Here is a 13968-nt window from a genome sequence, read left to right on the forward strand (position 1 = left end):
TTGCCTTCAACGACGGTGACATCGGTTGGAACGTATTATGTTTATGCGGATGCTGGTAGTGGTTGTACGAGCGATACGATGGCGTTCAGCGTATTATTAAATACCCGTCCGGTAGTAACGGTAACAGATCCCTTGACAAGTTGTGATAATCAAGTTGATTTGACAGCCACGAGCAGTGATCCTGGAGCCACGTTGAAGTGGTTGAAGAGTGATTATACGTTATTATCTTCAACGACGGTATCAGATGGTGGTACATATTATGTTTATGCAGACGGTGGTACAGGCTGTATGAGTGATACGGTGGCAGTAAATGTATTGCTGAATACCCGTCCTGTAATAACGGTGACAGATCCTCAAACCAGTTGTGATGATAGAGTGGATTTAGTTGCTACGAGCAGTGATCCTGGAGCAATGTTGAAATGGTTGGAATCTGATAAAACGACATCATTGCCTTCACCTACAGTAATGACTTCTGGTACGTATTATGTTTATGCCGATGGAGGTAGTGGTTGTATGAGTGATACAGTAGCAGTGAGTGTTCAATTGAATACTTCCCCGGTAGTAACGGTATCAGATCCTTTGACGAGTTGTGATGCTAGTGTAGCTTTAGTAGGCACGAGTAGTGATCCGAGTGCTACGTTGAAGTGGTTGGATGGCAGTTATAATGCGTATTTAGGAACGATGGCGACGAGTTCAGGTACGTATTATGTTTATGCTTCAACGACGGGAGGTTGTACGAGTGATACAGTAGCAGTGAGTGTACAAGTCGGTACACGCCCGATAATAACAGTGACGGATCCTTTGACGAGTTGTGGTTCTAGTGTAAATTTAGTAGCCACGAGTAGTGATCCTGGAGCCACGTTGAAGTGGTTGGATGGCAGTTATAATGCGTTTTCAGGAACGATGGCGACGAGTTCAGGTACGTATTATGTCTATGCAGATGGCGGCACGGGTTGTCAGAGTGATACAATCCCTGTAAATGTCCAGTTGAATACTTCTCCAGTAGTAACGGTAACGGATCCTCAGACGAGTTGTGATAATAGTGTAAATTTAGTAGCCACGAGCAGTGATCCTGGGGCCACGTTGAAGTGGTTGAAGAGTGATTATACGTCCTTGCCTTCAACGACGGTGACATCGGTTGGAACGTATTATGTTTATGCGGATGCTGGTAGTGGTTGTACGAGCGATACACTATCTGTTGATGTACAGTTCGGGGTTCGTCCGACAGTGACAGCAATGGATCCGCAAACAAGTTGTGGTAATTCTTTGGATTTAGTTGCAGTTTGTAGTGATAATACGGCAACATTAAAATGGTTAGATAATACTTATACGGACATAAATACAACAACTGTAACAACATCCGGAACATATTATGTCTATGCGGAAAATGGAGACGGTTGCCTAAGTGATACTGTAACTGTAAACGTATTGTTGGGTACGAAACCCAGTGTTACGTTGCAGCCGCAATATACGTCTTGTGGGAATGATGTAATAGTTGCTTATTCCGGTTTGACCAATGCTTCGGCTATCGTAAATTGGTTAAATCCGTCAAAGACTATGGTATTGGGAAGTACGAATCCTTTTACCATAACGGGGGTAACGCATGAGGAAACTTATTATATTAGTGTAACAGCTGCTGGTTGTGGTGATACATTGCCAGTGACGGTTCGTCCTAATACGAATCCGATTATAACAGTAGATGCCGGTGGGTATTCTAGTTGTACGCAGGATGTTACTTTGCAATTGACTTCTATAAGTGATTTGAGTGCAACAGTGCACTGGTTTGATGTGAACAAGAATTCTTTAGGTACAGGGAATCCGTATATGTTACATGAAGCTCCTGCTAATAATGGCATACATTATGTGGTTGCAGTTGGGGGTGCTTCCTGTCAGAGTGATACATTACCGTTTAATGTGTCTACGGAAACAGAACCTCTTATAACTGTAGAGCCGTTGTTTACTTCTTGTGATACGAATGTATTGTTGCAGTTGTCTTCATTGAGTGATGCAGGGGCAACGGTGAAATGGTTAGCTCAGGATAAGAGTACGGTTATAGCTACCGGTTCACCTGTTTCTGCAACGATAACTACAAATGGTACTTATTATGTTTTTGCTGAGGGTACTACGGGTGGATGTAATAGTGATACATTGGAATTTGAGGTAAAAGTGAATACTTTGCCTGAGATAACATTAAATCCGAGTGGTTATGCAAGTTGTACGGAAACAGTTACGTTGCAGTTATTGGCATTAAGTGACTGGAGCGCATACATAGAGTGGTTGAATCCTGCAGGCCAACTTATAGCAACGACAAATCCGGCTGTTGTGAATAACGCTTCTAATGGTTTGTATAAGATAAGAGTAACAGGTCAAGGATGCGCTAATTCGGTAGAACAGACATTTAATGTTACGGTTAATAACCCGAGTTTGACATTAGGAATTAAACCGAGTTGGGATAATTGTAATGTGAATGTGAATGCCTCTTTAAATTCGCTTTCTGATTGGGGAGCTATTGTGAAATGGTTTGATGCTAGCGGAAATTATTTTGCAACGGGTAATCCGGTGATTATACCGAATGCACAACCGGGAAATTATTCAGTGGTAGCACAAGAGCCCATGAATGGTTGTAAGAGTGATACGGTTCATTTTACAGTTGTGAATTGTGATTCTGTAACAACTATTCTTGCTGTGGCAACGCCGGATACAATTTGTTTGGCTAATACTTCTCAATTGAGTGTAGTTGCTCCAGATGATTATTTCCCGATATCATACAGATGGTCACCAGCGGCAGGTTTGGATGATTCAACATCTTCTACACCTGTATTTACTCCGACTGCAGCGGGTGATTATACCTTTGATGTTAAGACAACAGATATAAATGGGGTAGAGAAAACGGCTAGTGTAACTATTCATGTGAAGCCGGATTATGCACCTATGCTTACGGATTTGAATCCTGTTTATTGCTTGGGAGATACGTTAGAAGCATATCTGGCAACGGGAAGCATTACTCCTAGTGCTTATGAATGGTATGTAGACGGAGTTTTGCAGACTGGTATTACAGGGGCTAAATTTCCAATGACTACAACAGGGGTTCATCATGTGAAAGTGGTAGCCATAGAAGGTAATTGCAGGTCTGACGTTGATACGGTGACGGTAGATATTCATAAGGTTACGGTTACTTTACCTTCCGTTACTTCAAGTCCGGTGGCTGTTAGCAGTTTAATTCAAGGAACTGCAGAAGCTACAGGAGGGACGGCTCCTTATGTATATAATAACATTTCACCTTATTCATTAACGTGGTTTGGAACAGATAATGATAACTTCCAGTTTGTTGCACAGGCGATGTCCTATCATATTGAAATTTATGCGGTAGACGCTATGGGATGTATTAGTGATACTGTTGTATACGATATTGATGTAACGGGATATACGCCATTGAGTGTAGATTTGAATTCAGTATATGGAACTGTTGTATGTCAGAACGGTTCTGCTATTTTGGAGGCAACAGTAAATGGAGGTACAGCTAATTATACTTATGAATGGTATTTACTTGGACAGCCTAATCCGATTAAAGTTGTAACAAGTAGTAGTATGACGGATCAGTTGATAGTAATGCCTACTGCTACAGAATCCTATTATGTGTTAGTAAGAGATAGCGGTAATCCGTTGGGATTAGGAAGTGATACGATACAGTTGACTATTAGCCCGACCTTGATAGCTACACCTGCCGATGCAGGTCCTGATATGACTATTGCCAGTGGTGCACAGACTGTTTTGTTGGGAGGTGGTACGAATATTCAGACATGGTTGTGGATGCCTGCGAATATGTTGAACACGACAACTGAATCAACTAAACAATATCCTTTAACGAAAGCACTTACAGCACAACAAGAATATCAATTGTATGTAACGGATAATAATAATTGTGTCAGCTTACCGGATACGGTGATAGTGAATGTCACTCCGGATGGATTGCATTTGAGTATTGATCCGATTGTTGATACATTGTGTTTGGGAAATGATGTGTGGATGGTGGTTCGGGAAGCTACAAATTCGTTAAGTGCATCGGCGACTTTTACATGGACTCCTACTATGACGGAATTGGAAGTGAAAGGAGATTCTGCGCATTTTGTACCGACGGTAGCAGGTGATTATACCTTTGTTGTTCAGGTAGAAGACGGTAACAAAGTGGCGGCACTAAAATCGGATATTCATGTATTGTCTTCTGAAGCTCCGAAGTTTGATTTAGTGAAGAGTGGAACAAATGATTGTCAATATGATACGTTGAAGGTAGTTTATCCTAGTGGTACGACTAACTTTGCTTCCTCTTATGAATGGAAAGAAGATGGTTCAGTGATTAGTTGTACTGATAGTATATTTGTGGTGACCTTGACGGGACAGCATACGTATGAAGTGACAGGTAAATTGGGTGAGTGTAGTTCATCTGTTAAGCAAATTACGGTGGATATGAATCCTACTCCGTTGTTAAGTTTGGCTATAACAGATAGTTGTGGTGTCGGAAAAGTGGTAGCTACCGGATCCGGTGCAACGCAAAATTATAGTTGGTCTACGATACCTGCCGGTATTGCGACAGTTGAGCAAACAGCATTCAATGCGGCAACTTATACGATTTCAGCATCGGGAGCTTATACTATAGAAGTGACGGCGTCTAATGGAACGGTATGTAGTATGACCCGTACATTGTCGGGAGAGGTATTCGGACGTCCTTCTCTGTTGAATTGGCTGGCACAACCTCAGTCTCCGAATTATCTGGTAAATGATACGGCTTATATTTCTGCAGGTGTACAAGCAACGGGAGGTACTCCAATTGTAGTTGGTGCAGATAAGGAATATATTTATCATTGGTTTGGCAGTTTACCGAAAGATTCGGTTGAACAGGGAATTATTAGTTATTACAATGTATTGGTAAACACTCCGGCTAATTATACAATGAAGGTATTTGCTACGGATGCTAATGGTTGTCCGAGTGATACATTGGAAAAAGACATTGTAGTCATGGGAGATAGCTTGCTTGTTTCTTTGACATCTCCTTATGGTAATCAAGTATGTTTGGGAGGTGCAGCTATGTTGGTAGCTAGTGCAGCCGGAGGACAATTAAATTTTGAATATTCTTGGTATAGAGACGGAATTTTACTAAATTCGTCTCATACAAATGGATTAAGCGATACCTTATGGGTTGCTTATGCCGATGTGGATAAATATAGTGTGAAAGTGATGGATCAGTCCGGATTGGTAGGTGCTGATTCGATTATGTTGGTGCAGGATCCTACACATACGGCTCCGATAATTAGTGCAGGACCAGATATGACTATACAAGCGGGTAATAGTACAGTTTTGTTGGGAAGTATTACAACGATGGGTACCGGAGGTACGACAGTGGCTGATTATGAGTGGCACTGGTCTCCGGCAAGCGGATTAGCAACTCTTGCCGATACGGCTTATCAGTATCCGCAAACAAAACTGTTAAATGATCCCGCATCTTATCAATTGTATGTAACGGATGGTGATAATTGTGTCAGCTTACCGGATACAGCCAAAGTTATTATAGATAATATTGACGGATTGTGCGTGAAAGCGACACCGGAGACAGATACGATATGTTTGAATAACACAATGACGTGGACAGCTGAGATTACTTGTGGGCCGGTGCAAGGAGCTACTTTTGATTGGACTCCGACAGATTTCTTAGTTGGAAAAACCGATACGGCATCGGTTGTGTTTAAACCGGTGGTTGCAGGAGACTATACCTACGCAGTATTGGTGACTGGCGCAAATGGTAAACAGGCGGCAGCAAAAGTCAATGTAAAAGTGAATGATGCTTATGCACCGTTATTGGCTTTGAATGGTCATTGGGATTGTCAGAATGATACGATTCAGGTGACGAATACAGGAGAGCCGGTGTTAGGCTATACATGGCGTTTGGATGGCGGCAGTCCGTTAGCAGTGACTGGCAATATGTTGGTATTGTCTTTAACAGGGCATCATACGGTAACGGTATATGCTGTAGCAGCAAATGGTTGTGTATCTGACACTGTAGGAATTGATGCTACGATTGGTGAAATGCCGGTTGTCAATATTTTGGAGCCTTCATTTGCTCAATATCGGGATAGTATCTTTACTCTGCATGTGGATCAAACGACGCAATTGCTGAATGGTTCGTTTGATTATCAATGGACTTCTGATCCGTCAGGTAAGATAGATGGAACGGATACACTGTTGACGATGCAATCCCAACCTTTGTCCGGTGATGTGGAATATGTATTTAAAGCCAGTAGCAAGATTAATGCTGCTTGTTCTGCAACGGATACGGTTCGGGCTTATATCATACCGGATTCAATAGCTTTGGATATTGATAAGGATTCTATAACGGGAAATATTCTCTTGTTGTGGGATCACACGCAACCGGGATTGGAACAGGCGGATTCTGTTCGGGTTATGAGTGTGAAATGGGATGGTTATGCAGTGGCAACACAATATGCATCGCGAGCTATGGTTGTAGCTGATTCAGATAGATATCTGGTGGATATTTCAAATGATACCTTGGAATTCTTCTATGCCAATGCAAGCCGTTATATCGCTGAGTTAGGACAGAGTTATTACTCTCGTTCCAGCGATACGGTTGGGTATTTTAAACAGTGGGTTTCTATAATTTCAACAGATTTAGCGGATGATTCATATAATTATTTTCTTTATCCTTTTGATATGAAAGCTAAAGGATTAGTTAATATGACAGATTTAGCAAAATATTTTGGTAAAGATATAAGTGGGGATGGGAAATATAATATTTTTACACTTTCGTCTTTATCTTATACTGCAACTATGAATACATGGGGAGAAAAACGCTTGAAATATAATAAAACATTAAATGTATTTACAGGAGATACTTCGGATTTAGTTTTAGGTAAAGTATATCAAGTTCGTTTTAGAGAAACTATAGTAGATAAAAGTGATATAGAGTTGTTGTTATATGGAAAATTACCTTCTGATGTTGCATACGATTTATATGCACAAGGAAGTATTGATAGGTATAATATGATAGCAGCATCTTTATATTCAGTTGATTCCTGCTGGTTGCAGCATATTGGAAATAAGATACCTGATAAAGTATCTCTTCAAACTTGGACATTTACGAATCAGAGTTGGAGAAGGCCGAATAAGTATGCAGATTATAATAGTACACTTAATATTTGGAATCCGCAAGAAATAAATAAAAAGCTTTATATAAGACCATGGACGGTAATTCAGTCTAGAGTTAACATCGAAAAATTAAGTTGGAAGTTTGAAGATTATAAATAGTCCTATGAAAAAAATTTTATTGTTTGGGATTTATATATTGATGACATTTTGTGTCGAAGCTCAACAAAAAACGTGTAGAGATACAACGTGGACGGCTCCTGTAGAGAATATTACAAAGACGTTTAATAATACAGGGAGTTTTAAAACGGAAAGTATGATATGGGTAATGCCTCGATTAAACGGAAATTTTATTCCTACGAGCAATGCTTCGTGTATGAGATTTTATGTTGCGTTAGAAACGGAAGCTGTTACCACGACTGTAATAACACCGGGTGTGAGTCCAGATATAGATATGGCAGGAGCAACAGATTTTACGAAATGCTTTTTGACATTTCATGATGTTGGTACAGTTACAACAACACAAGCAATAATCGCATTGGGAAATATTGATGCAGATGGCTCATCAATTGGCTCATCACCTGTAAATACGCAGTTTGTAGATTTAGGTGGTCTTTTAGGGCTATCTGTTGAATTTCGAGATTTTGATTTTGGAACGTTGAGTGCAGAAAATGTTTCAAATAATTATAATTTGCATATTGTAATAACTTATGATTGTGGAGGAATAAATGAGATTTCAGATAATCTTTATCCTGCTGGTACATGGGACTATACCGATAAAATAGTTGATTTTACAGGGGGAAAAATTACGATTTCAGTTCCCGATATTACTGCAAATATGTGTGAGGGAAGTATTTTGAATGTTAGTACAATAGCTACAGTATCGAATGCAGACGGGGCTTATACCATAGCCTTGACTGATGGAGGAGGAACGAATACGTTTAATCCTTCTTATGCAACTGTAAGTGGGGATAACATTCAGATAGCACAGAATTGTCCTGCTGGAGATTATAAAGTAAAAGCAACAGTAACGGATGCTGGTGGAAATACAGCAGATGCAACATTTGCTTTTGTTGTGAGTGCGAAACCGAATATTACAATTGTTCCTACTCCAGCTGCTACAATTTGTAAAGATGATGCATTGACATTGTCTATTACTGATTCTAAAAATGTAGCAAAGCAATATGCATGGAGTGCAGTAGGAACTTCAACAGATGTCAATATTGCATCGCACAGTACTTTTAGTACAACTAATGGTAATTATACAGCCGCTCCACAAGGAACAATGACATATCAAGCTATTGCGCGATCAGATGCAGGATGTTTGGATACGACTCAATTGCAGATTACAGTAAATGAGGCTCCGTCTGCTACTTTAGCTGCGTCAAAGTCTACTGTTTGTTCCGGGGAGACTATTACTTTGACTGCAACAGTCGCTGCAGGACAGACGGCAGATAGTTGGGAATGGGTAAATCCGAGTTCTGCGGTGACAGCCAATACAGTAAATGTTACTCCTGTAAATACAGGAACTTCACCTACTACAATAACCTATTTGGTGAAATCTGTAAAAGGAACTTGTAAATCTGCTGACTATACGGCAACGGTTACGGTAAATCCCAAACCGAATATATCAGTTACGAATCAGCCGACACCGCAGTGTGAAGGTTCGCAGATTGATTTGGCTTCTGCTACTTTGGGAGGGACAACAGGTTTAACGTTGACATATTATTCTAATGCCAATTGTACTAATCCGACGTCTAATTTTCAAACAGTAGCTTTTGCTGATTCTCCTAAATCATTTTGGGTAGTAGGGCAAAATACAACGACGGGTTGTTCAGATACTGTGGAGTTGAAAGCTACAGTAAATCAGAGCCCGGCTAAACCAACTATTTCCGGTCCTACGGAAGTATGTAAAGGAAGCAATGCGACATTGACGGTTGCTGGGGTGGCTGGTGTTACTTATAAATGGTATAATGCTTCCAATAATCAGGTTGGTACAGGTACTTCTTATACGACACCAAACCTTACTGCAGCAACTTCTTATACTGTGGAGGCAGAGGTCGCAGGTGGATGTAAGACACGTTCAGATGCGTATAATATAGCTATAAATGAAATACCTACGGTTACGATATCGACAATTGCAGATGCTTGTGCCGGAACGGATGTGAATGTGTCGGCAACGGTGACTGGCGGTATGACGCCCTATTCTAATTATGTATGGAGTATGACTGCAACAGGTGGAGGCGCTAGTTTTGTGGTACAGAGTAATAGTGCACAAGTGTTGGCTACTTTAGGAAAAGGTTTGAATACGCTTGAGTTGACAGTATCGGATGCAAAAGGATGTACGGCGACTGGCTCTCAAACTGTAGAGGGGGGATATATTCAAGGTGCGGGCTTGACAGCTAATCCGGCTACTTTTATAGAAGGCACTTCTTCAAGTTTAACCTTGACGGCAATAGGTGTTTCTGCGGGAAATGCCGGTGCTATTACGGGTTATAGTTATAATCGGGTGAATCCGGTGCCGGCTCATTTGGGCAATACGGCATCTGCAACTTACAATCCTCCATTACCTACAGCATCTACGAAATATCAGGTGGTAATGACGACGGCAAAAGGATGTAAGGATTCTGCTGAAGTAGAGGTTAAATATACAGCGAAGGCTTTGGCTTGGAGTTTGTTGAAAGGAGATACAGTTTGTATTACTGATTTGAGTGACGGAGCTGTATTGAGGGCTAAAGCTATGTTTGGTACTACACCTTACACGTATACATGGGGTAGTATTCCGTCAGCAGCAGGAATTCAAACTAAAGTTGCACAAGGAGATTCTTTGGTATTGACGTTTAATCCGATGACAGCAACGCCTGGAACGTATACTATACAAGTAACTCTTACAGATGCTGAAAGTAAAACGATAAATCAGAGTGTAAAATTGGTTATAGGTGCAACGCCTGATGTGAAAATTAATGGAGATGCTTCGGCAGATTTGGCAGTTTGTTTGAAATCAACGTTAAATTTAACCGCTTCAACCTCACTTACGGAAGGAGTAAGTTATTTGTGGAAAGAGCCTTCAACTATAACAGCGCCGACTAGTGCTACTCAATCTGTTGCGACTACAACAGTCAATACGGTAGGGACGACTTATAAGGTTATAGCAACATCTGTTTATGGTTGTGTTGATTCGGCAGCACGTAAGGTAATCGTGAATGATCTTCCGACGGTTACTTTAACGGCGGACAAAGGATCTGTATGTCCTGGTGGTGATGCAAGTGTTGAGGTTACAAGTGGAGGGGCAGATACAGAGTATAGCTGGACCGTAGGAGGAGTTGCAGATGGAGGAGGAAAATCAAAAACAAAATCAATTACTACTGCAACACAGTTTAAAGTACAGCGGAAAGATGACAATGGGTGTATTGCTACGGCTGATACAACTATACAGGTATATGTTCCGGAAAAGCTGAACTTGTCCGAAGATCAAATTGTGTGTGAAGCATCCTCTAACGTGACCTTGACGGCAAGCGGACTGACAGGAGGTTCATATACGTGGAGTTCTGTGCCGAACGATCCGACACTTGGAATAAATGGAACCACTCAATCTGTCACACCGACGCAAACTACTACGTATTATGTAGATGGTACAGATGTACATGGATGTACGGTGGAGCGTGCTTCTATCGTGGTAACAGTAGATAAAATGCCGACGCTTACATTGTCTAAACATGAACTTGCTGCTTGTAACTCTGTGAATTTATCGACAGTTGCTTCTACTACTTCTCCGGGGGCATTGAAATATGGAAGTTCAGCGAATTTTACTTCTACAATTTCTCCAACTGTAAATACTCCCGGTACACACACATATTATGTACGTGCGGAGAATGGTGTATGTAAAACAGCTGAAGATACAATAAGGGTAACAGTCTTGAATGGTCCTAAATTGGAGGTAAATTCTCCACTTAGTGTTTGTGAGGCTGGTAGTGTTGATTTGATTTCGGGTATTAATTGGGCACAAACGACGTATCCTGCTTCTAGTATTACTTATTGGACAGATCCGGCTGCTTCAACAAATCAATTGACAACTTCTGTTGTTTCTCCAACGACATCTCAGACATATTATCTAAAGGGAGCTTCTGAGGGGTGTGATCCTGTGATTAAATCAGTAAAGGTTGATATTGAAATACCTAATGTAATGATTGCCGGAGATACAATTGTTTGTTATCAAAGTGGAGCAAGTACAACATTGACAGCTTCCGGAGTTGCAACCTATAATTGGTATAATGCATCAGCAGCTGTAGTAAGTGGTGCAGGAATCACATTTACTCCAACGAGTATTGGCGATTATACGTTTGCTGTTGAAGGAACTTCTATTACAGGTTGTGTGGATACAGCCACGGTTACAGTACATGTAGTTGCTAAACCTGAGGTAACTCTAACTGGGACAGAAAAGGTATGTAGTAATGAGATGGTGACATTGGTAGCCGATACGACAGGATTAACTAACGGACCGTTTACTTATACTTGGACAAATGCGACTCAAACAACGAATAATGAGGCAACTGCAAGTTTTGCTTCAACAACGGTAAAAACAGAAACTGTAAAAGTACATGTAACAGACCGTTATGGTTGTGAAGGTCCGGATGCGACTTTAAATATACAGGTAAATGGTTTTGAAGCGACATTGGTAGCAGCTAATGGGAGTATAAATTTACCTTCTGGAAGTCCGGTAGCAGTGGGAACAACAGTTACATTAACGGCTGGTCCAATGGGAAATTATGAATATGAATTCTTAAAAGTAAAAACGCCTACAGATTCTTTGATTCAAGGATTTGGAAGTGCAAATACACTGAATTTTGTTGTTGAGGAGATTACAACATTCAAAGTGCTTGTTAGAAATACGGAAACTAATTGTATAGATTCAGCAACAATTACGATTGGTATTGAGGGGACACCTTTGGCAACAATATTAGCTATTGGAGATACGGTTTGTGCGGGAGAAGAGCGTGCAGTATTGACGACAGTACTTTCACCGGCGGGAACGACAGGTGTTACTTATAGTTGGTCTCAGGTTGGAGGTGCAACGTTGCCTCTGATAGGAAGTACGAATCTGGATAGTTTAGTTGTTAATACCAGTACAGCCGCAGTAGGACTTTATCGGTTTGAAGTAAGTATAAATGGTGGTGTATCAAAAGATACGGCGGATTTACTGATTGGTCCGGGTATAGAGTTGATTTCATTCAAAGCCTTGGACAGTTGTTCTACAGCAGTACACTTTGCGATAGAGACTTCTAATGCAACGAAGTATGATTGGATTAACCCATACAATGGCTCGATATTTTGTGATGCAGCGGCACTTGGTTCCGGGTGTGATAAGGCTACAGCACATTTTACAACGGGAACTGTAAGTTATAAAATTGCTGTTATTGCTTCTAATGATAACTGTAGTGCAAGATTTGAATTGGAAGGAAATATTGGTGCGTTACCGGAAGTTGAGTTGGCGGAGAATTGTCTTGCTTTACACAAAGACAGTATTTTTAACTTAAATGTTGTAAATCCCAAAGATTTTGATTATGTTTGGGACGTTTGGGAAAGTAGTGATGGAACCACATGGACGACAGGTAGTTTGAGTGGTGCATCAACAAATCCAACAATAAGTGGAGTTATGGGAGATAAAGATCTTCAATATATTGTAACAGCATCTAGTAAGAGTGTAGCAGGGTGTAAGGGTTCTGATACAGCTCATATTTATCGTATACCTGATGCACCACTTACAGATATAGATACGATAGATGATAAACGTCATATTCAATTAGTATGGGGTAATACTGATTGGGCTGATGATTATACAGTATGGAGTCGTAAGTGGGATCCTTATTGCTTGACTGGAAAAGATGGAAATGTTTATACTGCGGAAGCTACAGGAACGGGCATTACTGCTTTATCATGGGCAGAGCCAACAATGGATTCGCTTGAGTTTTATTATGTGACAGCAAACAGAACAATTTGTAGTGTTGAATATAAGTCTTTTGAAACTGATACATTTGGATATGTCCGTCATATTGCTGATGCGACGGATACGGTATATACGAATAAAGGTCAGTCAGGAATATATGCATTCCCGTATATTTTTGATATGCATACTCGATATGGATTGACTTATGTAACTGATTTTGTAGATTATATATTGGATGGAAAACATAAAGATGCTAGCAATAAGTTATATATTTCGAGTGTGAATGCATGGGCAAAAGATGAATATAAAAATTCTGCAAATAATTCGGTAAAGGAAGCGGGGAATTGGGGATGGTTAAATGATTCTTATATGGTATTTACCAATAGATGGGTTGGTATGACTGGAGTTTCTCCAGCAGGTACCCATGTGGATTTAAAGGTAGGGTTGTGTTTCTCCATCTCTGTAAATCCGGGTAATCGAATTGAATTTGTGATGTTTGGTAAACTTCGTGATTCTCGAGATGTTGTGTTTGATAACAAAAATGTAGCGGATACTGCAGGGTCAATAAAATCTTCTCCCAATATATGTTATCTTCCATTTGATAGGATAACTTTAACGACATCACAATTAATAGCGACGGGGATAGTCACTAAATTATCTGCAATTGGATATTGGAATATGGATAAACGTTATCCAGCTCAAAATCCTCAGAGTGATTCTTATATAACGTTTACGAACAAATTTACAAGTGAAAGTAATCCAGCTATGTTAAATGGATATCATGCAAGAGCGGGGTATGATGTATTATTCCTCTATGTTGGAGGAACAGAGGGTAGGAATTCATTGATTGATTTTACTTGGCCTTGAATTCG

The 13968-nt window shown here is 40.4% G+C and carries 2 protein-coding genes; both read left to right on the forward strand.

Going from position 1 to position 13968, the window contains the following annotated elements; genetic code table 11:
• The first annotated feature begins 15 nt into the window (after nucleotides 1-15).
• Complete coding sequence (locus NFR61_RS08750) at nucleotides 16-7314, forward strand: hypothetical protein (RefSeq protein ID WP_251623150.1); 7299 nt, start codon at nucleotides 16-18, stop codon at nucleotides 7312-7314.
• 214 nt (nucleotides 7315-7528) lie between these two features.
• Nucleotides 7529-13963: an immunoglobulin domain-containing protein gene (locus NFR61_RS08755; RefSeq protein ID WP_251623152.1), complete on the forward strand. Its 6435-nt coding sequence runs from the start codon at nucleotides 7529-7531 to the stop codon at nucleotides 13961-13963.
• Nucleotides 13964-13968: the final 5 nt, after the last annotated feature.

Origin of the sequence: Odoribacter lunatus, assembly GCF_943193135.1 — a bacterium.
GTDB lineage: Bacteria > Bacteroidota > Bacteroidia > Bacteroidales > Marinifilaceae > Culturomica > Culturomica lunata.

Coding starts and splice junctions, on each gene's coding strand:
- NFR61_RS08755 (WP_251623152.1), top strand. CDS start 7,529: ATGAGATTTTATGTTGCGTTAGAAACGGAAGCTGTTACCACGACTGTA.